Source organism: Arthrobacter sp. zg-Y238, from assembly GCF_024385525.1.
In the GTDB taxonomy this organism is placed as follows: Bacteria; Actinomycetota; Actinomycetes; order Actinomycetales; family Micrococcaceae; genus Arthrobacter_B; species Arthrobacter_B jinronghuae.
The window spans coordinates 170,525-195,469 of sequence record NZ_JANFLU010000008.1 but is presented as its reverse complement, the minus strand read 5'-3'; the positions used below and the strand labels follow the sequence as shown (position 1 = coordinate 195,469).

At 64.2% G+C, this 24,945-nt stretch carries 23 protein-coding genes; 14 read left to right on the top strand and 9 right to left on the bottom strand.

Going from position 1 to position 24,945, the window contains the following annotated elements:
- Positions 1–10: 10 nt before the first annotated feature.
- From NNX38_RS08600 to NNX38_RS08585, 4 genes are read left to right on the top strand one after another with little or no spacing between them, the layout of a single operon-like run.
- Positions 11–1,141: an ABC transporter permease gene (locus NNX38_RS08600; RefSeq protein WP_255797610.1), complete on the top strand. Its 1,131-nt coding sequence runs from the start codon at positions 11–13 to the stop codon at positions 1,139–1,141.
- Entirely contained in the window at positions 1,138–1,701 is a 564-nt protein-coding gene (locus NNX38_RS08595; protein ID WP_255797609.1) for an SIS domain-containing protein, read from the top strand. The genes NNX38_RS08600 and NNX38_RS08595 overlap by 4 nt, the downstream gene beginning before the upstream one ends.
- 23 nt (positions 1,702–1,724) lie before the next feature.
- The gene (locus NNX38_RS08590) at positions 1,725–3,461 is read left to right on the top strand and encodes a dihydroxyacetone kinase family protein (protein WP_255797608.1); all 1,737 of its coding nucleotides are present in this window, start codon (positions 1,725–1,727) and stop codon (positions 3,459–3,461) included.
- The gene (locus tag NNX38_RS08585; RefSeq protein ID WP_255797607.1) at positions 3,458–3,928 is read left to right on the top strand and encodes a ribose-5-phosphate isomerase; all 471 of its coding nucleotides are present in this window, start codon (positions 3,458–3,460) and stop codon (positions 3,926–3,928) included. The genes NNX38_RS08590 and NNX38_RS08585 overlap by 4 nt, the downstream gene beginning before the upstream one ends.
- A gap of 629 nt (positions 3,929–4,557) precedes the next feature.
- Here NNX38_RS08585 and NNX38_RS08580 read toward each other — a convergent pair.
- Positions 4,558–5,745 (bottom strand): DegV family protein, encoded by a 1,188-nt coding sequence (locus NNX38_RS08580; RefSeq protein ID WP_255797606.1) that lies wholly within the window; start codon positions 5,743–5,745, stop codon positions 4,558–4,560.
- 12 nt (positions 5,746–5,757) lie between these two features.
- A complete protein-coding gene (leuS, locus tag NNX38_RS08575) occupies positions 5,758–8,259 on the bottom strand; it encodes a leucine--tRNA ligase (protein WP_370646402.1) in 2,502 nt (833 codons plus the stop codon).
- Positions 8,260–8,602: 343 nt separating this feature from the next.
- Between leuS and NNX38_RS08570 the strand changes: the two genes are divergently transcribed.
- Positions 8,603–9,634, top strand: coding sequence for a sigma-70 family RNA polymerase sigma factor (locus NNX38_RS08570; RefSeq protein ID WP_255797604.1), 1,032 nt, complete (start codon positions 8,603–8,605; stop codon positions 9,632–9,634).
- Here NNX38_RS08570 and NNX38_RS08565 read toward each other — a convergent pair.
- From NNX38_RS08565 to NNX38_RS08545, 5 genes are all read right to left on the bottom strand, one after another.
- Positions 9,625–10,596, bottom strand: coding sequence for an SDR family oxidoreductase (locus tag NNX38_RS08565; protein ID WP_255797603.1), 972 nt, complete (start codon positions 10,594–10,596; stop codon positions 9,625–9,627). The genes NNX38_RS08570 and NNX38_RS08565 overlap by 10 nt on opposite strands.
- Positions 10,593–11,570, bottom strand: a complete 978-nt coding sequence (locus NNX38_RS08560) for a bile acid:sodium symporter family protein (protein WP_255797602.1) — start codon at positions 11,568–11,570, stop codon at positions 10,593–10,595. The genes NNX38_RS08565 and NNX38_RS08560 overlap by 4 nt, the downstream gene beginning before the upstream one ends.
- Entirely contained in the window at positions 11,570–12,922 is a 1,353-nt protein-coding gene (locus NNX38_RS08555; RefSeq protein WP_255797601.1) for an NAD(P)-binding domain-containing protein, read from the bottom strand. Before NNX38_RS08555 ends, NNX38_RS08560 begins: the two co-directional genes overlap by 1 nt.
- Positions 12,923–13,073: 151 nt before the next feature.
- A complete protein-coding gene (gene glpK, locus NNX38_RS08550) occupies positions 13,074–14,597 on the bottom strand; it encodes a glycerol kinase GlpK (protein WP_255797600.1) in 1,524 nt (507 codons plus the stop codon).
- Positions 14,598–14,658: 61 nt separating this feature from the next.
- Positions 14,659–15,402, bottom strand: a complete 744-nt coding sequence (locus tag NNX38_RS08545) for an MIP/aquaporin family protein (protein ID WP_229951808.1) — start codon at positions 15,400–15,402, stop codon at positions 14,659–14,661.
- Positions 15,403–15,599: 197 nt separating this feature from the next.
- Here NNX38_RS08545 and NNX38_RS08540 point away from each other — a divergent pair, with 197 nt between their 5' ends.
- Genes NNX38_RS08540 through NNX38_RS08530 form a run of 3 tightly spaced genes read left to right on the top strand, consistent with a single transcriptional unit; the run spans position 15,600 to position 18,460 of the window.
- Positions 15,600–16,436, top strand: coding sequence for an aldo/keto reductase (locus NNX38_RS08540; RefSeq protein WP_255797599.1), 837 nt, complete (start codon positions 15,600–15,602; stop codon positions 16,434–16,436).
- Positions 16,437–17,366, top strand: a complete 930-nt coding sequence (locus NNX38_RS08535; RefSeq protein ID WP_255797598.1) for an alpha/beta fold hydrolase — start codon at positions 16,437–16,439, stop codon at positions 17,364–17,366.
- A gap of 2 nt (positions 17,367–17,368) precedes the next feature.
- The gene (locus NNX38_RS08530; RefSeq protein WP_255797629.1) at positions 17,369–18,460 is read left to right on the top strand and encodes a glycosyltransferase family 1 protein; all 1,092 of its coding nucleotides are present in this window, start codon (positions 17,369–17,371) and stop codon (positions 18,458–18,460) included.
- Positions 18,461–18,463: 3 nt separating this feature from the next.
- On the opposite strand, the gene NNX38_RS08525 is transcribed toward NNX38_RS08530, so the two are convergent.
- Positions 18,464–19,477 carry an NADP-dependent oxidoreductase gene (locus NNX38_RS08525; RefSeq protein ID WP_255797597.1) on the bottom strand — a complete coding sequence of 338 codons (1,014 nt, stop codon included), beginning with the start codon at positions 19,475–19,477 and terminating at the stop codon, positions 18,464–18,466.
- Between the two features lie 70 nt (positions 19,478–19,547).
- On the bottom strand, positions 19,548–19,982 hold the full coding sequence (locus NNX38_RS08520) for a MarR family winged helix-turn-helix transcriptional regulator (RefSeq protein ID WP_255797596.1): 435 nt from the start codon (positions 19,980–19,982) through the stop codon (positions 19,548–19,550).
- Positions 19,983–20,087: 105 nt separating this feature from the next.
- Here NNX38_RS08520 and NNX38_RS08515 point away from each other — a divergent pair, with 105 nt between their 5' ends.
- From NNX38_RS08515 to NNX38_RS08490, 6 genes are all read left to right on the top strand, one after another.
- Complete coding sequence (locus NNX38_RS08515) at positions 20,088–20,651, top strand: hypothetical protein (protein ID WP_255797595.1); 564 nt, start codon at positions 20,088–20,090, stop codon at positions 20,649–20,651.
- A gap of 18 nt (positions 20,652–20,669) precedes the next feature.
- Positions 20,670–21,059 carry a phosphotransferase gene (locus NNX38_RS08510; RefSeq protein ID WP_370646401.1) on the top strand — a complete coding sequence of 130 codons (390 nt, stop codon included), beginning with the start codon at positions 20,670–20,672 and terminating at the stop codon, positions 21,057–21,059.
- A gap of 310 nt (positions 21,060–21,369) precedes the next feature.
- Entirely contained in the window at positions 21,370–23,034 is a 1,665-nt protein-coding gene (locus NNX38_RS08505; protein ID WP_255797594.1) for an HNH endonuclease signature motif containing protein, read from the top strand.
- A gap of 132 nt (positions 23,035–23,166) precedes the next feature.
- Positions 23,167–23,904 carry an MBL fold metallo-hydrolase gene (locus NNX38_RS08500; protein ID WP_255797593.1) on the top strand — a complete coding sequence of 246 codons (738 nt, stop codon included), beginning with the start codon at positions 23,167–23,169 and terminating at the stop codon, positions 23,902–23,904.
- 151 nt (positions 23,905–24,055) lie between these two features.
- Positions 24,056–24,529 (top strand): Hsp20/alpha crystallin family protein, encoded by a 474-nt coding sequence (locus NNX38_RS08495; RefSeq protein WP_255797592.1) that lies wholly within the window; start codon positions 24,056–24,058, stop codon positions 24,527–24,529.
- 231 nt (positions 24,530–24,760) lie between these two features.
- Positions 24,761–24,910, top strand: a complete 150-nt coding sequence (locus tag NNX38_RS08490; protein WP_255797591.1) for a hypothetical protein — start codon at positions 24,761–24,763, stop codon at positions 24,908–24,910.
- The last annotated feature ends 35 nt before the right edge of the window (positions 24,911–24,945 follow it).

The window sequence follows — 24,945 nt, the reverse complement described above, 5'->3', positions numbered from 1 at the left end:
GAACCAAAAAATGAATTTAGTCGCCCGTATCGTCGCCCGGGACAAAAACCTGTCCGTGCTGGTCCTCATGACAGCCAGTACACTAACGGTCCTTGTTGCCTTGCTCGGCGGTCGATTCCTTTCCGCCGGCAATCTGCAGTCGATGTCCTCTCAAGTCAGTGAATTCGGCTTTCTTGCGCTCGCAATGGGCCTGGCCATGCTCACCGGTGGCATCGATCTGTCTATTGTGTCAGCCGCGGTGCTAGCCGGCATCATGGGTGCCACCGTTATGAGCGGGCAACTCGTACCGGTAACGGAGTCAAACTCGAACGCACTAATGCTCGCCGGCATCCTAGCGGCGCTCGTCACCGGCATGATGTGCGGCTTGCTCAACGGTGTGTTAGTGGCCAAGTTATCGATTCCACCCATCCTCGCCACTTTGGGCACTATGATCCTGTTCACCGGCATTGGCATGGTCATTACAGACGGGCAGAGTGTACCGATCTCCATCGTCAGCTATTCCGCCCTCGGCGCGACTACGATCGCGAACATCCCGCTTATTTTCCTTCTCATGACCGTCGCATTTCTCGTCATGGGCTTTGCGCTTAGCCGCACCCGCTTTGGCCGCCGCATCTACCTTTTCGGTGAAAACAGCGTTGCACTGCGCTTTTCCGGAGTACGCAATGAACGAGTGATCATCCTGACATATGTCACGATCGGCCTGCTCGTGGGGATCGCCGCTGTAATTATGGTATCCAGGGTCAACTCGGCCCGTGTCGGTTTCGGCGAGTCATACCTGCTGCAGGCGATTCTCGTGGTTGTCCTCGCAGGTTACAACCCGTACGGCGGCCGAGGACGGGTTATCAGCTTGGCCCTGGGGCTCATTCTGTTGCAATCCCTTCAGAGCGCATTCACCATCCTGCAATTCAACCCTTACGTAAAAAATCTCATCTGGGGTTCGCTGCTGTTGCTGGTGATGGTGGTCAACTACTACGTTGCTCGCTGGAATCCGCTTCCTGTGTCCCCATCCCTTGGGCCGAAGGAGCCAGGATCCGCATCAGGCTCCACCGGCTCATCGGTAGCCGTCACGCACCGACCACTCGGTAAGGATGCGGACCCGGATCCCCGCGCATCGGTTGAGGCGGGCGGGCAACCAGGATGAGCGCCTTCCACCACCAAGCTGCCGAAATAGTCTCCGAGCTTGATGCGACCGTCGCCCGGGTAAGTACCGACGAGGTGGAGAACACCCTTAATGCGTTGATGACCGCCAATACCATTTTCGTGATTGGTGTAGGCCGGGAAGGACTTGCTGCCAAGGGGTTCGCAATGCGCCTGGCTCACCTCGGCCTTCGTGTGCATTGGGCATGGGATGACACCACTCCCGCTGTCACCGCTGATGATGCACTGCTCATGGTCAACGGGCCCGGAAATATCGGGCATCTCGACTATGTCTTTGATCGGGTGAGAGAGGTGGGAGCAACGACAATCGTGGTTTCTGCACTAGCCGGCGCCCGCACCCCAGGTATGGCCGATGTGACACTTATCGTGCCAGCGACGGTTTATCGAGGGAAGGGAGACCTTGTCCCCTCCATGCAGCCGATGGGCAGCCTGTTCGAGCAGGCAACCCTTTTGGTCTTCGACACGCTAATACTGCAGCTAATTGAGCGTCTAGGCATCCATTCCTACGCCGAATTAGCACCGCGACACCGCAACTTCGAATAGCCGCTCAACGAGGAGTGACCGTAATGACCCACATTTACAACGACCCCGCCGACTTTGCCGAAGAGGCCCTTGCCGGATTCGTGGCGCTGCACAAATCTTACGTACGACCTGTGCCCGGCGGCGTCGTTCGCCGGCAGCCAGGCCCGAGAGGCAAGACCGTAGTAATTTTCGGTGGCGGCAGTGGCCACTACCCAGCTTTTGCCGGACTGGTTGGGCCCGGATTCGGAGACGGATCCGTAGTGGGCAACATCTTCACTTCGCCGTCCGCACAATACGCATACTCTGTGGGCCGACACGCTAACCGTGGCGGTGGCGTCATTTTCAGCTTCGGTAACTACGCAGGAGATGTCATGAATTTCGGCATCGCGTGCGAGCAACTTACTGCCGAGGGCATCGACGCGCGAAATGTAGTCGTCACGGACGATGTGCTGAGCGCCTCAATGGATGAAATCCACAAACGCCGCGGGATCGCGGGCGATTTCGCTGTTTTCAAGGTGCTGGCCGCGGCCGCCGAGACCGGCGCTGATATTGATGAGGTGGAGCGGCTAGGCCGTCTGGCCAACGACCGAACCCGCACAGCCGGAATTGCGTTCTCCGGCTGCACGTTCCCAGGCGCATCCGGCCCGCTGTTCGCCGTGCAGCACAGCCAGATGGCTGTGGGCCTCGGTATTCACGGAGAGCCCGGCCTTCGAACCGTACCGCTGCAGACCGCTACCGAGATTGGTGACTTACTCGTAACCTCTCTACTTTCCGAACGACCCCCCGCCAGCGGTGAACGAGTGGGCGTGATCCTCAACGGCCTCGGCTCCACGAAATATGAAGAGCTATTCCTTCTCTGGGGCGAGATCTCCCCTCGGCTGGAACAGGCAGGCCTTCAACTCGTGGAGCCTCAAGTGGGAGAACTAGTCACCAGCTTGGATATGGCGGGCGTTTCGCTGAGTCTCGTTTGGCTCGACGATGAGCTCGAGCCACTGTGGTGCGCACCTGCAGATACGCCTGCTTTCCGCAAAGGTTCAGCTCTCGCCGATCGTACCGAAACCGAAGATGATGCCTTGATTGACGACTCCTACATCGACAACGTTGCGCAAGGTACACCAACCTCTCAGAAGAGCGCGGCACACGTTGTTGCTTTCGCCTCCGCGGCTCTAAACACCATCCGGGAACATGAAGAGACCCTCGCCCAAATGGACGCTATCGCTGGAGATGGCGATCATGGTCGGGGCATGGTGCGTGGTCTGGACGCTGCTCTGACGGCCGCCATATGGGCATCCAAGGGCGGAGCCGGAGTTGGGAGCACATTGACGCGCGCAGGTGATGCCTGGGCAGAACATGCTGGTGGAACCTCAGGAGTACTCTGGGGCTCAGCCCTACGTGCAGCAGGCCGAATAATAGGTGACGACAACGAAATCGGCTTTCCGGAAATCCTTCAGGCATCCGACGCATTCGCCGACGCACTTACCCGATTGGGCAAGGCATCCTTGGGCGACAAAACCATGGTGGACGCAGTGGTTCCATTCGTGGTTGAACTGCGTAACGCTTCCGACGGCGGGCAAACCTTACCAAACGCCTTGCACCTCGCAGCGGCTGCATCCTTTTCGGCTGCCAGGGCCACTGCAAATCTGTTACCCAAAATGGGCCGTGCAAGGCCTCACGCCGAAAAAAGCCTGGGTAACCCAGATCCCGGAGCCATTTCATTCGCCCTTATTGTGACCGCCCTAGCAGACAACGCCGCTCATGAACGAAAGGTGGAAGTCGAATGACTACACAACCTCTAACTATTGTCATCGGCGCCGATGACGCCGGATACGACTACAAGGAAGTCCTGAAACGCGACCTTGAAGCGAATCCCTTGGTCGACGCCGTGATCGACATCGGCGTGGATGCCTCAAGCCACACTGCCTATCCGAGCGTTGCGATAGAAGCTGCCACTATGGTGGCCAATGGCCAGGCGGACCGGGCCCTTCTGATCTGCGGCACCGGCTTAGGCATGGCCATCGCGGCAAATAAAGTGCCTTCCATTCGAGCTGTGACGGCACATGACGGTTACTCCGTCGAACGGGGGGTGCTGAGCAACAATGCGCAGGTGCTCGCCTTTGGCCAGCGCGTAGTGGGTTTGGAGCTGGCGCGACGCCTGACTCAGGAGTGGTTGCACTATCGCTTCGATGAAAGCTCCGCTTCTGCCGAAAAAGTTCAACTAATCAATGACTTCGATGAAGCCACGTCCTAGATCAAGTGTGGAGGCCAGATGGACTAATCATTCCCTGCGCCTTACTTGAAGATGTTCTTGAACCCCGCATCCATAACAACCTGGCCATTCTGCCAGGCCGGACGGAATTCGCTCAGGGACTTCGAGTACGTTTCCAGTGACTCTACGACAACCCCATCAGCGGTGTTGCGAATAACTCAGATCGCAACCGTGAATACACTCATCCGCTTGGAAGCGTTGGCGGAGGCGATGGTTACGCGGGTCCAGAGCCATTGTCGATTCCCAGGGATACTCCATACTTACGGAAAGAACCCATCCGGTTGGACCGGGCCGAGTAAGAGATGGGAACAACCGCTTCGATCTCGTCCGTCAGCTTGATTTCAATGGTTTCCTGGGCCTTGCCGTTCTGCCCTCGCCCCACGTCACCCAGGTGGCGAACTGCACCGCCGAGCAGTTCCGGCGTCGGCTCCGGCTGTGCTTCGGAGCCGAAAGTGGAACAAACCAGTTCCGTTCCATCCTTGAGAATGTCCAGGGCGTAAAGATAGTAGTCAGTGTTGGATGACCATTCACAGCGAGCCGTGACTACAGGGGTTTTTGCAATGGTGACGCGGTTACCTTTTCAAGGGAAATAGCACCGGCTTTTGACGCCTCTACCGCCGTCGTGCACCCTGTTCTTTGGCGCCGCCGGAAGACTTGCTGCCCTTAGCTTTGGTCTCGGCAGACCTGGTCCGGGATGCCGCACCTGGGGCCGCCGGTTTCCCGGCTGCGTTCCCGGCTGGTTTCCCGGCTGCGTTGCCGGTGTCCGTGCGGCCGCCTTCGTCGTCCGTGGCAACCCCGTCCGCAGCAACCCCGTCCGCCGGCACGCCGGCACCAGCCGGCCCCGCGCCCTGCACTATGTGGCCGGCAGCATCACTTCGGTCTCCTGCAACGGCGACGGCCAGCACCCCCAGCCCGGCATGGGCGGCCAGGACGGCGGGCAGCGGGCAGATCAGGATCTCTACCTCGGGCGCGGCGGCACCGACAATTCCGGCCAGCCGTTCGGCTTCCGAGGCGTTGCCGAAGTGGTGCACCGCGGCGCGGACCTTCCCGTCGCGTCCGGCAATGTCCTGCTGCACCAGTTCGGCCAGCCGTGCCAGCGCTTTGGGTGCAGTCCGAACACGTTCCAGCGGAACAACCATGCCGTCGCGGACCACCAGGATCGGCTTTACGGCAAGCAGGGTACCCAGCCAGCCTGCCGCAGCACCGATCCGCCCGCCACGGCGCAGCTGGTCAAGGCTGGGGACGTAAAAGAGGATAGTGGCATCGGCCGCTACCGAGCGGGCATCTGCCGCTACCTCCGCCGCCGAATAACCGGCCCGGGCCCTCTCCGTCGCCGCCGCCACGGCAAAACCGAGGCCCATGGCCGCCGTCGCACTGTCGATGACCTCGACCGGAATTTCAGCCGAACGCGCGGCAAGCCGCGCCGAATCCACGGTCCCGGAAAGCTGCCCGGAAAGGTGGATTGACACCGCGGAGGTGCACCCGGCGGCAGCAAGCTCGCGGTAGGCCGCTTCGAACTGCCCGGGTGCCGGCCGGGAAGTCCGCACTTCATGGCCCTGCGCCATGGCCAGGGCAAGGGCAGGAATCAGTTCCGCGGATCCTTCGCCGTAGATCTGGTCCCCGATCATGACGGGCATGGGAACCACCCGGACGAAATCGGCGGCATTGGCCGCTTCCGCCCAGCCACCCGGCAGCGCCGACGCCGAATCGGTCACCACCCCCACGGACGGCCCGGGGACGGCCGCGGTTTCCCGCTGCCGTCCCCTGGCCCGCGATGCGAGCCGTTCCAGCCAGTCCATGGTTTCCGGCGCCTAGGCCGGGACGATGTTGACGAGCTTCGGCGCCCGGACGATTACCGTGCGGATGCCGCGTCCGTCTAGGAACCGCTGCACCGCGTCGGACGCCAAAGCGGCCTCCCGCAGGTCCTCCTCGCTGATGTCCGCAGCGACTTCCAGCCGGTCGCGGACCTTGCCCTGCACCTGGACAACGGCGGTGACCGTGTCCTGCACCAGCAGGGTTTCATCGACCACGGGCCAGCCCGCATTTACGACGGAGGCTTCGCGGCCCAGCAGGTTCCAGAGGTCCTCGGCCGTGTAGGGCGCGAAGAGGCTCAGGATGACGGCGACGGCTTCCGCTGCCTCGCGCACTGCCGGATCGGCGGCACCCGCGCCGGAGTCGATGGCCTTGCGGGTCGCGTTGACCAACTCCATCAGCTTGGCCACCACGACGTTGAACTTGTTGTTCTCCAACAGCTCGGTGGCATCGGCGACGGTCCGGTGCGTGAGCGCACGCAGCTTCCGGTCCCCGGCCGAGTAGTCCACGCCGGGTTCGCTGGTGATGTCCTGCCCCAGGCGCCACGCGCGGGCCAGGAACTTCGCAGAGCCCGACGGCGACACATCGGCCCAGTCGACGTCGTCTTCCGGCGGGGAAGCGAAGATCATGGTCAGGCGCACCGCGTCCACGCCGTACTTGTCCAGCTGCTGGCCCAGGTCCACACCGTTGCCCAGCGACTTGGACATGGCCTTGCCGCCGTTGAGCACCTGGCCCTGGTTCAGCAGCGAAGCGAACGGCTCGCTGGCTTCCAGCAGCCCCATGTCGTGGACCACCTTGGTGAAGAACCGCGCATAGAGCAGGTGCAGGATCGCGTGTTCGACGCCGCCCACATACTGCCCGACCGGCATCCAGTTCTTCGCTGCCTCGGGATCGAACGGTCCGTCCGTGAAGTGCGGGGACACGAAGCGCATGAAGTACCAGGACGAATCCACGAACGTGTCCATGGTGTCCGTGTCGCGCTTGGCGGGACCGTCGCACTTCGGGCAGGCCACGTTGACCCACTCCTCGGCCGAAGCCAGCGGAGAGGTGCCCTTCGGCGCCAGTGCTTCGCCGCGCAGCCCGGTGGGCAGCGTGACGGGCAGCTGGTCATCGGGGACCGGAACCTCGCCGCAGCTTTCGCAGTGGATGATCGGGATGGGCGTGCCCCAGAAACGCTGCCGGGACAGCAGCCAGTCACGCAGGCGGAAGTTCACGAACTTCTCGCCGGTGCCCTGTTCCTCGAGCATCCGGACGGCGGCCGGAATGGCTTCTGCCTTCGGCAGGCCGTCCAGGGCGCCGGAGTTGATCAGGGTGCCTTCGCCGGTGGTGGCCACACCGCTGACGGCGGGATCCTCTTCGCCGGTGTCCAGGACAGCCTTGACGGGCAGGTCGAAGGTCTTGGCGAAGTCCAGGTCACGCTGGTCGTGTGCCGGGACGGCCATGATGGCACCGGTGCCGTAGTCCGCCAGCACGTAGTCGGCGGCCCAGACGGGCAGCTTCTCGCCGTTCAGCGGGTTCACGGCGTACCGGCCGGTGAAGATACCGGTCTTGACGCGTTCGGTGGACTGGCGCTCGATGTCCGAAAGTGCCTTCACCGATTCGCGGTAGTCCAGCAACGCATCGCGGTTTTCGTCCGTCACCAGGTCCAGCGCCAGCGGGGCGTCGGCGGCGACAACGAAGAAGGTGGCGCCGGCCAGCGTGTCCGGACGGGTGGTGAAGACGGTGACCTGCTCGGCGGGCTTGCCGCCGTCGGCCTCGATGTTGAACCGGACGTGCGCGCCCTCGGAGCGGCCGATCCAGTTTTTCTGCATGGCCAGGACACGCTCGGGCCAGTGGCCCTTGAGCTGTTCCATGTCATCGAGCAGGCGGTCGGCATAATCGGTGATCTTGAAGTACCACTGGTTCAGCGACTTCTTGGTGACCTGGGTTCCGCAGCGTTCGCAGGCACCGTTGACTACCTGTTCGTTGGCCAGCACGGTCTGGTCCTTGGGGCACCAGTTGACCGGGGAATTCTTGCGGTAGGCCAGGCCTCGCTCGTAGAAGCGGGTGAACAGCCACTGGGTCCAGCGGTAGTACTCGGGATCCGAGGTGTGGATCCGGCGGGACCAGTCAACGCTGATGGCGTAGCGCTTGAAGGACTCCGCCTGCGTCTCGATGTTGCGGTAGGTCCAGTCACTGGGGTGCGCGTTGTTCTTGATGGCTGCGTTTTCCGCGGGCAGGCCGAAGGAGTCCCAGCCGATCGGGTGCAGCACGTCGTAGCCGAGCTGGCGCCAGTACCGGGCGACGACGTCGCCCATCGCGAACGCTTCGGCGTGGCCCATGTGCAGGTCGCCGGAGGGGTACGGGAACATGTCCAGTACATAGCGTCGTTCGCGCGAGCCGTCGTCGGCAGGGGTGAAAACACCGAGGTCATCCCAGACCTTCGGCCATTTCTGCTCGATGGCCGCGAAACTGTAGACGGCCTCTTCCTGCTGATCAGTCTGTGACTGCGTGCTCACTATGCTTCGCCTCTGTCCTCAAAGAAAATCGATCCGCGCTGCGGGCCGTCGGTAAATCCGGCCCTTAAATTTTTGGGTCCTCCCCAGACACACAAAAGCCCCTCGACAAGCAAGGGGCGGCCGCGCACTGACGGTGCGCGGCTAGCTAAGGAGGAGTACTGCGATCATTTCTCCACTTTACAACAGCGCACGGCCCTCGGAGCCAGTGTGTTCGGGTGAGCCGCAGGTCGGATGGACCCCGGCGTATCTTTTGTCCCTTCCCGTGCGTCTACCCGGTAGGACCAACGCAGGAATGCCATTGTTATCGCAGGTGCCGCCGGGGCGGCCGAACGGAATGGAGCCAGGAATGTCAGTAGCAGCAACGAAGCCGGAACCGGTAAACATCCAGGCCGGAGAACTTCGGCAGGCCAGGAGGAATTTCCTCGTAGCGCTCGAGCCTGTGCGCCCGGCCGTTTACCGTTACTGCCGCAGATTGACCGGCACTGTCTGGGACGCCGAGGACCTGTTGCAGGAAACCCTGGTGAAGGCCCTCTCCGATGCCTCCCAGCGGCATGAACCCATCAGCAACGTGGAGGCCTGGCTGATCCGGATCGCCACGAATACCTGGCTGGACACCCTGCGCCGCAGTGGCCGGACAGCGGTGCAGGACTTCAGCGAACCGGGTGTGGACGTGCCCGACGACGGCGCCGCGGATCCCCTGACGTCTCTGGAGGTGGAGTCGGCGCTGGAGCATTTGCTGCTGGTCCTGCCCCCTCAGGAACGGGCCTGCGTGGTCCTCAAGGACGTGTTTCGCTACTCCCTGGCCGAGATCGCGGAAACGCTGGACACCAGCGCCGGGGCGGTAAAGTCCGCGCTTCACCGCGGCCGGAGCACGCTGGCAACGGCCCGGGCGGGAGGATCCGTGCCCGCCGACGACGACGGCGCTGCCGCCGGCTCCGGGACCAAACCACCGCAGCCGGAAGGACACCCGGAGCTGCTGCGCCGCCTCGCCGATGCCTTCAACTCCTACGACATCGATGCGATGGTCAGCCTGTTCCTGACCGGCGGGCGCACGGTGGTGATCGGCAACGTCAGCGAAACCGGGCACGAGGAGATCCGAACCGGCTCCATGACCCACACCTTCGGGCCGGATGCCGCAGAGCTCTACCGGGCCAGCGTGCACAGCTATGACGGCGAGGACGTAATCCTCCTGTGGGAACGCCCCAAGGATGCGCCTAAGACGCCCGAGGTTGTCGCCGATGTTCTTCGTCTCAGCGGTGCCCTCGGGGAACCCCTGATTGCCGAACTTCGGTTGTACTTCTTCTGCCCCGAAGTCCTGGCCGAGGTGGCCGGCGGCCTGGGACTGCCCTTCAAGACGAACGGCGTGTCCTACTTCTGACGTATGTCCCGGGCGGCGTCCCGGGCTGCACGGAACGCGAGGAACGCTTCCCGGCTGGTGCGGGTGGGGGTAAACCCGAACTCCTGCTTAAGCGCGGTGTTGTCCAGCACCGGCCGGTAGCGCAGGAACCTCACCTGCTCCGGCCCGTGGACGGTCAGCCGCAGCAGGTGTCCCAGCCAGAGGGCGGCGGCCAGGGCCGGTGCCGGAACCGTGATGGTGCCGCGCCCCAGCAGCCCTGCGATTTCCCGGACGGTCAGGGCACCGTCTCCGGCGACGTTGAAAATGCCGCTGCGTCCCGTGACGACGGCCTGCACCATAATGCCGGCCACGTCTTCATCCCAGATGAACACGAACGGGGAATCGCTGCCGGCTACCCGCAGCAGTTTCCGTGCGTCGAAAAGGGCGGTGATCTGGTTGCGGACCCGTTCGCCGAGGATGGTGCCGATCCGGAAGATGGTCTGCTGCAGCTCGGGATGTTCCTCGCGGAGCCTGGCCAGCTCCTCCTCGACCAGCCTTTTATGCCGGGAGTAGGCAAACTCGTCATTGCCGCGGAGCGGATCGGATTCCTTCAGCCACGAGGGGTTGTCCGGGTGGTAACCGTATGCGGCGCCGGAAGAGGAAATGACCACATGCTTCACTCCGGAGGAGATACAGGCCGCCAGGACATTCCGTGAACCCAGCACGTCCACAGAGAATTCCTGTTCGGGGGTGGTGTGCTTGCCGGGATTCACAATGGCGGCCAGATGGACCACGGTGTCGATCCGGTGCGACTGCAGCAGCCGGGCCACGTCCGGGGAACACACATCCGCGAGGGCGTACTCGACCCCGGCGAGCCGGCGTTCCTCCGCCGGTTCCCGGATGTCCAGGCTAAGGACATACGAGACCTCCGGATGTCCTGCCAATCCGGCAACCACCGCGCTGCCCAGGAAACCGTTGCCGCCGGTCACGCAGACCCGGGTCATCGTCCCCTCCCCCGCTTCCCGGTCGATCCGACCGACCCTGCCGATCCTTCCGACTCGGCTGACGAGGCCGCCGCACTGCGGCGCGCATCCCGCCGTCGCCACCAGGCGGCCAGCAGCAGTCCGGCCAGGATGTCCCAGATGCCCCACCAGGCGGCAACCATGGCCATCCCGCCCAGCCCGGCGAAGAAGGTCAGGGTCAGCCCGAGCCCGAGCCCGGTATTGCGGGCACCTACCTCGAAGGTAAACGCCCGCCGGCTGGGCTCGTCCAGCCGCACCGCCGCTGCGGTCCAGTAGCCAACAGCCAGTGCCACCGCATCATGCAGCAGCACCACCAGGAAGATGGTCCCAAGATGCTCGCGGAGCGGGCCCAGGTTGCTGGCCGTCCCGGCAACGATGAAAACGAGCAGGGCCAGCAGGCCGATCCGCTGCACCCAGGGCCGCAGGATGTCGGTCACCGCGGGGAAGCGCCGGGCCAACGGCATGCCCACTGCAAAGGGCACGCCGATGATAAGCAGGACCTGGACCAGCATTTCCCAGCGGTCCAGGGAGAAGTCCCGCATCAATCCGGCAGTGGCCGGATTCAGCCGTGCCCACAGCGCCACGTTCAGCGGCATCACGGCGATGGCCACCAGGTTCGAGACAGCGGTCATGGAAGCGGACAGGGCAACATTGCCGTGCGCCCGGTGCGTAAGCACGTTCGAAATGCCGCCGGGCGGACAGCAGGCAACGAGGATCATGCCCAGGGCGATCGATGCCGGGACCTGCAGGAGGAGCGCCAGCCCCACCGTCACCGCGGGAAGCACCAGGTACTGGGCGCAGATCCCCAGCAGCACTGCCTTCGGGCTGCGCGCCACGGTCCGGAAGTCCGCCGGACGCACCTCGAGGGCGATGCCCAGAATGATGACCGCCAGCACTACGTTCAGGATCAGCAGGGAGGCTGGCGTGAAGCTCAGGACGACGTCGTCGATGGGCATCAGCGGTTCACCTCTTCACGCACTGCGGACCCGGCGGAGGCCAGCCGGTCCAGGTGCGCTTCGAGTTCGGCCCGGTAGGCGTCCTTGTTTACGTAGTAGCTCATCCGGTCCAGGCCCAGGTAACGGTAGCCGCCGGTGACATCCGGGGACTTCTCCGCCAGCAGCTGCCGGAACTCCCCCGCCGCCTCCGGGGAGTGTTTTTGGGCTGCTAGGTAGGCGGCTGCCAGTTCGGCCTGCCGGAACCTTCCTTCCCAGCCCAGTCCGGAGGCTTCCACCATGCCGATGACGAAGAGGTTCTCCGCCTGGCGGCTGAAGATGTTCAGGTACAACGACGGCGACGGGCCGTCCCAGCCGAGCAGCGCCGGGTCCAGGAACGGATAGTCCAGGGCGTAGCCGGTGGCGAGCAGGAGGAGGTCATACTCCCCCGTGCTGCCGTCCCGGAAGTGCACGGTGTGCCCGTCCAGCCGGGCAATGTCGCCCTTGACCTGAAGATCCCCGTGTCCCAGATGGTGCAGGATCAGGGAGTTCACCACGGGGTGGGACTCGTAGATGCGGTAGTCGGGCTTCGGGAAGCCGAAGCGGTGCGGATCTCCGGTGAACATGCGCAGCAGCCGCTTGTCGAAGAACTGCTTCAGCGGCCGGGGCAGCGGCTTGCCCTGGTTCAGGGTGTCGGTGGGCCGGCCGAAGACGTACTTGGGAATGAAGTAGTAACCGCGCCGGACGCTGATGTCGACGGCGGCGGCGTGGTGGACGGCGTCCACGGCAATGTCGCAGCCGCTGTTGCCGGCGCCGACAATCAGCACCCGCTTCCCCGCGAGCTCCCGGGCATCCTTGTACTCTGCGGAATGGCGGATCTCTCCGGCAAACCGGCCGGGCAGGGCGGGCACGGCCGGCGTGTGCAGGGTGCCGGACGCAACGATGACGGCACCGAAACGGCCGCTGCCGGGACCGTCGGGGCCATCCCACGAAACCGTCCAGGCGCCGTCGTCGGCCGGCACCGCTGCAGTGACCTTTACACCGAACCGGATGGCAGGCCGCAGACCGAAATGGTCCGCATAGGAACGGAAATAGGCGTGCAGTCGGCGGTGCCCGGGATAGTCGGGAGTGTCCCGGGGCATGGGGAACTCGGAGAACTGGGTGGTGGATTTCGAGGAGATCAGGTGCGCCGATTCATAAACGGTGCTGGCGGGATTCTCGATGTTCCAGAGTCCACCGACGTCCGTGTGCTGTTCAAAGCCCACAAAGTCCAGTCCCCGTTTCGACAAGGCACGCATGGCGGCAAGGCCGCTGGGTCCGGAGCCGATGACGGCGACGGGCAGTTCCGATCGTATGGCGTTTGCTGCGGGAGACACTTCCACCTGCTTCTGTGACCTGCATCACTAGCGATGCTGCCCGAACGCTACCGAAGGGTGGATGTGCGGGTCAAACCGGCCCCGCCCGTGCGGGGAAACGAAAGGCCCCGGCAGTCTCGCTGCCGGGGCCATTCACTACTCTGCGGTTGACTTACTGAACGTCGTCGTCAACCCAGTCGAAGGTCTTGGTGACGGCCTTCTTCCAGAGACGCATCTGGCGCTCACGCTCAGCGTCATCCATCTGCGGGGTCCAGCGCTTGCCTTCGGCCCAGTTCTGCTCGAGCTCGTCGGTGCCGTTCCAGAACCCGACGGCCAGGCCTGCGGCGTAGGCAGCACCCAGGGCAGTGGTCTCGATGACCTTGGGCCGGACCACGTCCACACCGAGGATGTCTGCCTGGAACTGCATCAGGGCATCGTTGGCAACCATGCCGCCGTCCACCCGCAGCTCGGACAGCGGGACACCGGAGTCGGCGTTCACGGCGTCGAGCACTTCCCGGGTCTGGAACGCGGTGGCTTCCAGTGCGGCCCGGGCAATGTGGTTCTTGTTCACGTAGCGGGTCAGGCCCACCATCGCACCGCGGGCATCCGCACGCCAGTACGGTGCGAACAGTCCGGAGAACGCGGGCACAATGTACACGCCGCCGTTGTCCTCCACCTTGCGGGCAAGCTCTTCGATTTCCGGGGCGCTGTTGATGATGCCCAGGTTGTCGCGGAGCCACTGGACCAGGGAACCGGTGACGGCAATGGAACCCTCGAGGGCGTAGACCGGCTTGGCGTCACCCAGCTGGTAGGCAACGGTGGTGATGAGGCCGTTCTCGGAACGGACAATCTCCTCGCCGGTGTTGAAGATCAGGAAGCAGCCTGTTCCGTAGGTGTTCTTGGCATTGCCCTTCTCGAACGCGGCCTGGCCGAACGTGGCGGCCTGCTGGTCGCCGAGGATGCCGGCCACCGGGGTTTCGCGCAGCAGCTGCGAGCCTGCAACCATGCCGTAGACCTCGGAGGAGGACTTGATTTCCGGCAGCATCGACCGCGGAATCCCGAATTCCTTGAGAATGTCCTCATCCCAGGTGAGTGTCTCAAGGTTCATGAACAGGGTGCGGGACGCATTGGTCACATCGGTGATGTGCACGCCTCCGTCGGTCCCGCCGGTGAGGTTCCAGACAATCCAGGAGTCCGTGTTGCCGAACATGAGGTCCCCCGCCTCTGCCCGTTCACGTGCCCCCTCTACGTTGTCCAGGATCCACTTGATCTTCGTGCCCGAAAAATACGTGGCCAGCGGCAGGCCGACGGTGTCCTTGAAGCGGTCCAGGCCGCCGTTTTCCGCCAGCTCGTTGACGATGGGCTGCGTGCGGGTGTCCTGCCAGACAATGGCGTTGTAGACGGGCTCACCCGTGTTGCGGTCCCAGACCACTGCCGTCTCACGCTGGTTGGTGATACCGACGGCGGCAATGTCGTGCCGGGTCAGGTTGGCCTTGGACAGGGCACTGCCGACAACTTCGCGGACGTTCGTCCAGATCTCCATCGGATCGTGCTCCACCCAGCCGGCGTGCGGGAAGATCTGCTCGTGTTCCTTCTGCCCGGTGGAAATGATGTTTCCGTCGTGGCCGAAGACGATGGCCCGGCTGCTGGTGGTGCCTTGGTCGATGGCGATGATGTACCTGGGATTGTCAGGCATTGTTTCTGCTCCTTGCGGTGGGGGTCTTTGGGGTGGCAGACCAAGAGGACTGCCGCTGCGCTTATACCGGAAGCGGGAGGGGGATCTGGGCGCCGATCCAGCCGCCGAGTGCGCCGCCGATCAGCGGACCGACGACGGGCACCCAGGCGTAGGCCCAGTCGCTGCTGCCCTTGCCCGGGATGGGCAACAGGGCGTGCACGATGCGGGGTCCAAGGTCACGGGCCGGGTTGATGGCGTAGCCGGTCGGGCCGCCGAGCGATGCGCCGATGCCGAGCACCACGAGGGCCACGGCCAGCGGGCCGAGCTCCGTGGGGGTTCCTGCGAAGGCAACGATGGTGAAGACGAGGACGAAGGTGCCTACGACCTCGGTCACAACGTTCCAGCCGTAGGACCGGATAGCCGGACCGGTGGAGAAGACACCCAGGATGTTGGCTGCGTCGGGCTCGTCGTCGAACTGCTTCTTGTAGGCGAGCCACGCCACAAAGGCACCAATGATGGCACCGGCCATCTGCCCGGCGAAGTAAACCATGGCCGCGCCGAAGGAGACCTCGACGCCCGGCGCGAATTCCTCATTGCCTGCCGCCCAGAGACCTACCGTGACGGCGGGGTTGATGTGTGCGCCGGAAATAGCGGCCGCATACACGCCGGCAAAAACACCGATGGCCCACCCCCAGTTGACCATCAGGAACCCGCCGCCGGCACCCTTCGTTTTTGCCAGCGCCACGTTGGCCACGACACCGCAGCCCAGAATAATGAGGATGGCCGTTCCGGCCAGCTCACTGATGAAAACTTCTCCGAGAGTCACCATCGACTCCTCCGATCATTCGTATCTGTCCGCGACCCAAGTGGGAGGGCGGACTGTTGGTTTCTATGCAACCAATCTTTTGCAAGAAGCGCCATTACCTTAGCCGACCTGTTTGGCGCCACGCCAATCTTCACGCGGCGAAACAGGTAGTCAGGGCACGATTCGGCACCGTGCCCGCACCTCGGTAAAGTCGTCATATGCAGCCTGCAGCTCGAGTTCCGCTCAATAACGGCGTCATGATGGATCAGGTCGGCTTCGGCACCTACAAGATCCCGGCCGACGACGCCGCCCGGCTGTGCCTTGAGGCGCTCGGGGCAGGCTACCGGCACCTCGATACGGCGGCCCTGTACGGCAATGAAGCCGGGGTGGGAGAGGCCGTGAACACCTTCGTCCGCGCGAACGAAGCCGAGCGCAGCGACATTTTCGTTACCTCGAAGGTCTGGAACACCGACCAGGGCTACGACTCCACTCTGCGTGCCTTTGACGCGTCCCTCTCCCGGCTGGGCCTGGACTACTTGGATCTGTACCTCATCCACTGGCCGTGCCCGCAGCGGGGGCAGTTCGTCGATACGTACCGGGCGTTGGAGGAGCTCTACGCCGCAGGCCGGGTCCGTGCCATCGGCGTCTCCAATTTCCAGCCCGGCCATCTGCATCAGCTGCTGGACGCGACCGGAATTGTCCCGGCGGTAAACCAGATTGAACTGCACCCGTGGCTGGCACAGGAGGAACTGCGGCAGCTGCACCAGCGGCTCGGAATCCGAACGGCTGCGTGGAGTCCGCTGGGCCGCGGTGCAGTCCTCGCGGACCCGGTAGTTGTGCGGATTGCCGCTGAACTCGGCCGCACCCCCGCGCAGGTGATCCTCCGCTGGCACCTGGACCTCGGCAACATCGTTATCCCCAAGGCCAGCAGCCCCGAGCGGATTGCCGGAAACCTGGACCTGTACTCCTTCGAGCTGACCGACGATCACCGGACGGCGTTGAACGGACTGGACCGGGGCCAGCGGTCCGGATCGAATCCCGACGAGGTGAACTGAATGTCCGGTACTGCAGCGCGGAGTTCGGCGACGCCGTCGGGCGCCCCTGCGCCTTTCTCCCGCAAGGCCGCAGTGCGGTCCTTTTCCGTGTACGGCACCGAACAGGTCTGCCGGGACTTCGCGCCGGTAACGGAGGACGACGCCGGCCTGCCGCCGATCTTCATGGTCCACGGTTTCCGCGGCGACCACCACGGACTGCTGCGGGTTGTCGAAGCACTCCCCCGCCACCGTGTCCTGGTGCCTGACCTTCCCGGTTTCGGCGCCGGAGCCGCCCTTCCCGGCCCGCACGATGTCCCCGCCTACACCGCATTTGTCCGCGAAGCACTGGCGGACCTGGGTCTGGGTGCGGACACCGTCCTGCTCGGCCACTCCTTCGGCTCCATCATTGCCGCGCACCTGGCGGCCCAGTCGCCGGAGCTGATCAGTGAGCTGGTGCTCGTCAACCCGATCTGCGAGCCTGCACTGGAAGGTCCCAAGGGGATCACCAGCAAGGCGGCTGAACTCTACTATCGGCTGGCGGCGGCACTGCCGGAGAAATCCGGCATGGCACTGCTCCGCAGCCCGGTAATTGTCCGGGGCATGAGCATGCTGATGGCAAAGACGAAGGACCCGGGCCTGCGCCGCTGGATCCATGCCCAGCACGATGCGTACTTCAGCGCCTTCGCGAACCGCCGGGTGGTCCTGGATGCCTTCCGGGCATCCATTTCGGCCACGGTGCGCGACGTCGCCGCGCAGCTTTCCGTGCCGGTGCTGCTGATCGCGGCGGAACAGGACGACATCGGATCGGTTCGGGGACAGCGCCTGCTTGCGGATCGGATCCCCGACGCGGAACTGCAGATGCTCCGCGGTGTCGGCCACCTGGTGCACTATGAAAAGCCGGCTGAGGCAGCCGACAAGATCGAGGATTTCCTGTCGCGGAGGCATGTATGAGGATGCGCCTGGCCGTAGACGCACGGTTTACCCGCACCGACCACCACGACGGCATCAGCCGCTACGGCGCCAGCCTGATCGAGGCGGTGAGCCGGCACGCCGACGTCGTGATGCTGATTTCGGATGAACGCCAGCTGGGCCTGCTGCCGGACCTGCCGTGGGTGAAGGTCAACAGCCCGCTTTCCCCCGCGGAACTGTTCGTGGCTTTCCGGATTAACCGCCTCGGCGCCGATGCGGTTTTCTGCCCGATGCAGACCATGGGCAGCTGGGGCCGGAAGTATCCGCTGATCCTGACCCTGCATGACCTGATCTATTACCAGAACCCGACGCCGCCGTCGTTCCTTCCGCCGGCGGTTCGCTGGCTGTGGCGGCTGTACCATCTGGCCTACTGGCCGCAGCGGCTGCTGCTGGACAGGGCCGACGTCGTTGCCACCATCAGCGGGACTACGCGGGAGCTGATGTCCCGCCACCGGTTGACGAAACGCCCCGTCCGGATAGTGGCCAACGCACCCCAGGCGGGTGCCGTGCCGCGGGACCCGGATGCGAAGGCCGAGGCGTCGCTGCTGTATATGGGGTCCTTCATGCCGTACAAGAACGTGGAGACCATCGTCCGCGGCATGGAATACCTGCCCGATTTCACGCTGCACCTGCTGAGCCGGATCTCCGATGCGCGGCGAAGCGAGCTTGAGGCGCTGATTCCCGCCGGAGCGCGCGTAAGGTTCCACAACGGGGTCACCGATGAGGAGTATGACGCCCTCCTGCGCCGCACCACGGCCCTGGTGACGCTGTCGAAAGCGGAGGGCTACGGGCTGCCGGTGATCGAGGCAATGGCCGTGGGCACACCGGTGATTGCCAGTGACATTCCGATTTTCCGCGAGGTTTCCGGCGGTGCGGCGGTGCTGGTTGATCCGGATGATCCGTCCGCCTTCGCCGGGGCCGTACGGCACCTTGACGAGCCGGGGCGCTGGCAGAAGGCGTCCGACGCCGGCGTGCAGCGGGCCGCCGACTACAGCTGGGGTGCCTCTGCCGCCCAGCTCATGGAAACGGCCGGGGAGGCTGTCCGCCTGTTCCCCGGCCGCCGCCGTCGTCGTTGATCCCTACTTGCCCAGGTTCACGATCATCTTGCCCTTGTTGGCACCCTTCATCAGGTCAATGAAGGCCTGCGGGGAGTTTTCGAGTCCGTCCATGAACGTCTCGTCATAGCGGACCAGGCCGTCCTGCATCCAGCGGGTCATCAGGGCGGCGAACTCTTCTGCGTACTGGTTGTAGCTGCCCACCAGGAACCCCCGGAGCGTGATTTCCTTGCCGATGGCAATGGCCAGGTTCCGCGGGCCGACGGGCGCATCGTTGTACTGCGAAATGGCGCCGCACATGGCGATCCGCCCGAACTTGTTCATCACCGACAGGGCCGCTTCCAGGTGCTCGCCGCCCACGTTGTCGAAGTAGACGTCAATGCCGTCGGCCCCGGCAGCCTTCTTCAGCGAATCCTTCACGGGACCGTCGTGGTAGTTGAACGCTTCGTCGAAGCCCAGGTCGAGCAGCCGCTGGACCTTTTCGGCGGAACCGGCACTGCCGATGACCTTCTTGGCACCCAGGGCCTTGGCAATCTGGCCGACCAGCGAACCCACGGCGCCCGCGGCACCCGAGACGAAGACGACGTCGCCTTCCTTAAACTCCGCCACCTTGGTCAGGCCGGCGTAGGCGGTCTGGCCGGTCATGCCCAGCACCCCGAGGTACGCGCTGGCCGGAGCGGCATCCGTGTCGATGACACGGGCACGGCGCCCGTCAAGGACGGCGTAGTCGCGCCAGCCGAGGCCGTGCAGCACCTTGTCCCCCGGCTTGTGCTTCGGTGAGCGTGACTCCACGACTTCACCGACGGCGCCGCCCTCCAGCGCTTCGTCGAGCTGGAACGGCGGTACATAGGACTTCGCGTCATTCATCCGGCCGCGCATATACGGGTCCACGGACATGTGCAGGTTGCGGACCAGGACCTGGCCCTCCTGCAGTTCGGGTACCGGTACCTCCGCCAGCCGGAAGTTCTGCTCCGTCGGCCACCCTTCGGGGCGGGAAGCAAGCTGGATTTCGCGGCCGGTTTCGGGGTAACTGCTCATGGAATGAACCTTACTGTCGGGGTTGATGGTAGGTATTGGTGCCGGGCATTGGTGCCGGGTATTGGTGCCGTCACTTCGCCGCGGCCTGCCGCAGTGCGGCAGTAACCTTGGCGAGTGTGTCCTGCAGGCTCTGCAGGTCCTGCGGTGCCAGTCCGGCGGAGGCTGCGAGCCGGTCCGGCAGGTTCCTGGCGTCATTTTGAAGTGCGCGTCCGGCATCCGTGAGGTTGATACGGACGCGCCTCTCGTCCTCGACGGCACGACGCCGCTGCACCAGGTCCGCTGCCTCCAGCCGCTTGAGCAGCGGGGAAAGCGTGCCGGAGTCCAGGTCCAGTGCCTCGCCCAGGTCCCGGACGCTTTGGGCGTCTTTCTCCCAGAGCAGCGACATCACCAGGTACTGCGGGTAGGTCAGCCCCATCTCTTCGAGCATCGGACGATAGAGGGCCGTAGCCGCCCGGGAGGCGGAGTACAGCGAGAAGCACACCTGCCGCTGTAGGGATTCGTTCATGAGCCCACCGTAGGGCACAATTCAATTGTGCACAACCCGTTTGTGGCGGCTCGCTGGATGCGCCCTTGCCTGCTTGGGCACAAGTGCTGCCCTAGGCTGTTCCGAATGCAGAGCATCCCCGATTACCGCCGCACGGCCGCCAGGCGTCCCTGGGCCGGGTTGCCGGCAGTCCTGCAGTTGCGGCTCCGTACATATCTGGGCGGCAGCATCACATCGGTGCAGCCGGCGGGCGGCGGCTTCACGCCCGGTTTCGCCGCGGTTCTCGGGAACGACGCCGGGGTGCGCGTCTTCGTGAAGGCGGCACCGGCGTCGGACACTGTCACTTACCCGTCATGCGTGCGCGAATCGCAGGTGGTGCCCTTGATGCCTGCGGGCATGCCCATGCCGGCGCTGCTTGCCGCCGAATGCCTGGCGGCGGAGGGCACCGACTGGCAGCTGCTCGTTTATGAGGCGGTGGACGGACGCATGCCAGGCCAGCCGTGGACCAGCGGCGACCTGCTCGCCGTCGAGGACTCCTGCAACACCGCCGCCGGCCTCTTGGCGAACTTCCCGCAGGATGCTGCCGGCCGTCCCGTTACAGAAGACGTGGCCCGGATACCCTCCACTTTCGAGCCGGTAGCCGAGGGCGGTCCGGCGCCGTGGTTCCTGCCGACGCTGAGTGCCGAATAGGCCCGGACGTTTTCCGGACTGCTGGAACTGTGTCCCGAGGCCCTGGCAGGTGATGCAGTCCTTCACGGAGACCTGCGCCCGGACAATATCCTGGTCAGCTCCGGGCGGGCACTGTTCTGCGATTGGAATTTCCTCGGGACCGGCGCTCCCTGGCTGGACTGGGTCGGGGTACTTCCTTACGTGCGTGGTGACGGGCTCGACGTCGACGCCGAACTCCGGCGGTCGGCGCTTACCCGGGACGTCCCGGCTGACCATATTGACGCGTGGCTGGCGTCGCTGCTCAACTGCATGATCGACTCGGGCTGCAAGCCCGAGGTGGCATCAAGTCCGCACCTGCGCAGCCACGGCAGGCATACGGCACGGCTGATCTACGCCTGGCTGGCCGCCCGGCGCGGGCTGGCCGGGTGAGGCCCAGGCTTTGATGGAAACAGCGCGGGCTTCGGCCGACCGGGGAACGGAGCGGCAGCGGCGCTTTCGGGTCGGACAACACCGTAAAGACTGATGACACTTCCAATGACGAAGGCTGCGACCAGCCAGGCGTCGACTGATAGTGCTGGTACCTAATGGGTTTCGAAGCGCGGTGCAACCGGCTCCGGAGGACCATCTGGGTCTGTGACCGACGCCGCTCCCACAGCGCACAGTGCCCGTCAAAAAACAGGTATTGAGTCGCGTAGTTTTGGCCTTTTATGCAGTCAAACCGAACACTAGACTCGAACACATGTTCGAATATCTGCCATCGGTTGATCATCATCGGAAGGGCCCGCTGGAGGCCCAATCCGCAGTGTTTGACGCCTGGGTGGAGTACTTGGCAGCTGAGTTCGAACCTAACCCCCTTCCGACGCAGGAGGGCTCAATTTCGGAAATCGCATCGGATTCGGAACTGATCGACCAACTGCGGGCGCTTGAGGAACTGAAGGGTGCCGCTGCCGCAGCGCAGGCACGGATCGCAGCGGCATTCGACGCCTCACAGCGGAGCAAGCAGAAACACGCCGGCCTGCGGAAGGAAGAGTTGGGGCGAGGGGTAGCTTCACAGATCGCACTGGCCCGGCGGGAATCCGCCAACAAGGGCGGACGGCTGCTCGGCTTGGCAAAAGCCCTGACCTCGGAGATGCCGTACACAATGCAGGCTCTGTCCTTCGGAAAGATCAGCGAATGGCGGGCCACACTCCTGGTGCGCGAGACAGCTTGCCTCTCCCTCGAAGACCGGCGGCAAGTGGATGAAGAAGTGGCAGGTGATGCCGGCCTGCTGGAGTCCCTGGGTGACCGGCAGATCATCGCCCGCGCCAAGGCTGCCGCATACCGATTGGACCCGCGGGCGGCAGTGAACCGCGCCGCGAAAGCAGCCTCTGAACGGTTTGTCTCCTGCCGTCCGGCGCCGGACACCATGACGTATCTCACCGGATTACTGCCCGTGGCGCAGGGAGTGGGCGTCTACACGGCGCTATCTCACGAGGCTGACCGGCTGCGCGCCGCCGGCGACTCAAGGGGGCGGGGCCAGATCATGGCGGACACCCTGGTGGAACGGATCACCGGGCTGGGAGATGCGGGCTCGACGAAGGTGGAGATCCAGCTGGTAATGACCGACCGGACCTTACTGGCAGGCGATTCGGAACCGGCGCTGGTACCCGGGTACGGTCCGGTGCCGGCGCAGTGGGCTAGGGATCTGGTTCGGCGTCGGAGCCGGCGGGGCCCGAGCAGACGGCACCAGAGCAGCCGGGGCCGGACTAAGGACCAAGCCATGGGCGGCTCCGACAAGCACGCGGAACACTGGGTCCGGAGGCTGTACACGGCTCCGGACACCGGAGAGCTGGTGGCGATGGATTCCCGCGCACGGCTGTTTCCCAAGTCCCTGGCACGGTTCATCGCGGCCCGGGACACTGCCTGCCGAATGCCCTGGTGCGGAGCACCAATCCGCCATCTGGACCATATCCGCCCTCACAACCGCGGCGGACCCACCAGTGCCTCCAACGGGCAGGGACTATGCGAGGCATGTAACCATGCAAAGGAAGCGCCCGGGTGGCGTGCAGAACCAGTCCGAAGGAGCAGGCCGGAGGCCGAAGCAGACACCGGCATCAACGCGGGACCCGGACGCCCGGTAAACACAGCGACCGAAGGACACACGGTGGACACGACGACGCCGACCGGCCACACGTATCGTTCCACCGCTCCGCCCCTGCCCGGGACGACATTGCCCGGGACTGCGTTGGCCGGGACTGCTTTACCAGGGGCGGAGCCGCCCGGAACACTACCGCGGCTGGCACGTCCGCAAGACCACCCGGCTCACCTGCAAGAGAACCCGACGCCTCCCCTGGCCCGTCCCCCGGCGCGTTCACCGGACTCCCCCGTTGAAGCATGCATAGCTGATTTTGTCTGGGCCGCCTAAAGGCGAACCCCGGAGGGCTGCCGCAGATGGAAGCACGTGGCTATAGTGGCGGCCAACCAGCTAGCGAGGGCCAGAAGCCAGTTGCCAACTCAGCCCTCACGGATCGGCTAATTGTCATCAGAAGGAGGACCCGTGAAGCTTGGACCGCATCTGCACCGCATCGGAAACGACATCGTGGCTGCTTATTTGGTCGACACCGACGACGGGATTACCGTGATCGACACGGGACTCCCCGGGCACTGGAACGATCTGCTCGCCGAGCTTAAATCCATGGGTCGAAGCCTGGATGACATACGCGGGGTGGTCCTGACCCACGGCGACAGCGACCACATCGGCTTTGCAGAAAGACTGCGCCGAAGCCAGAACGTGCCCGTCTTCGTCCATTCCGAAGACGCAGACCGTGCTCGCGGCGGCAAGAAGCCAAAGCCTGCAATGGGCCCCATGCGGCCGGGCCCCGTGGTTCGGTTCTTCGCCTACGCGCTGCGCAAGCGGGGCTGGCGCCCAACGTACCTCACCCAGGTATCCGAAGTGGCCGACGGAGATGTCCTCCCGCTTCCGGGTTCACCGCGCGTCATCGCCCTGCCGGGACACTCTCCGGGGAGCGTCGCCGTGTACGTTCCGGTTGCGGATGCGGTCTTTGTCGGGGATGCCCTCACCACGCGCGACGTACTGACAGGGCAGACCGGCATCCGGCCCGCACCGTTCACCGATGACCCTGCATTAGCCCTCAATTCCCTGAACCGACTGGCCGGCCTCGACGCCACATGGGTGCTCCCCGGACACGGGGCTCCCTGGCGCGGTTCCCCGGGCGAGGTTCAGGAACTGGCACGCCTGGCGGCAGTTCGGACGGATCGCTCCGGCAGCCGCTAAGGCCACAAATTCATCACCAGAAAAAGTAGTTGGCACTCGCCCCACGAGAGTGCTAATCTCATTTTCGCAAGTTGAGTGTTGCTGACTCAACTTTGGAACTGAATCTCGGCACCGCTGAAAAAGCGATCACGTAGAAGGAGTTGGTACCACCATGGCTATGAAGTTTGATCCGTTCCAGGAACTGGACCGCATGGCTCAGGCACTGCGTGGCGAAGGAACCCTGCGCGGCATGCCCATGGACCTCTACCGGCAAGGCGACCAGTACATCCTCGCAGCAGATCTCCCCGGGATCGATCCCGGATCCATCGACATTGACGTCGACGGCCAGCTGCTGACAATCCGGGCCCAGCGCACACTGCAGAACGCGGACGGGGTCAAGTGGCTCACGCGTGAACGGGAAGCCGGTAACTTCCTGCGCCAGCTCAACCTTGGCCAGGGGATCGACACTGAACAGATTTCCGCCCAGTACGAGAACGGCGTCCTCAGTGTCATCATCCCCGTGGTTGAGCGGGCCAAGCCCCGCAAGATCGCCGTCCAAACCTCAACGGAATCTTCCGCCATCAACGGCGAAACAGTCGAAAGCAGCGCAGTCGAAGGTACCAGCCGTGAAACCGTTGGGGCCTAATCCCTGACCACATTTTCTGCGACGAAGGGCTCCGGAGATCCGGAGCCCTTCGTTGTACCCGCCACCGGTGCACACCCAGTGGCAAACTTCACCCCGATTCCGGTCAATTCCGCTTTCCACGGGGCGGGATACTGGGAAATGTACGCCATGAAACGGATCGGGCCGGGGCAAGAAGGTGGCAGCCACAGCTGCAGCCACTAGATTCCGGCGACCGGGAAAGGGGACGCAGCAGTGAGGCTGCCAACTGTCAATCATCGGTACTGGATGATCCACGGAGTACCCCGTGGACTGTTTGGCCGTTTGTCCCGGTTGGGCGGCGCCGCCCAGCTGGCTTTGCTTTCCCTCCTCGGCGCCAGCGCGGTCCTGTTCGAGCTGCTGTAAGTAGGAACTGCCCCAGGAACTCGAGCTGCCGTAAG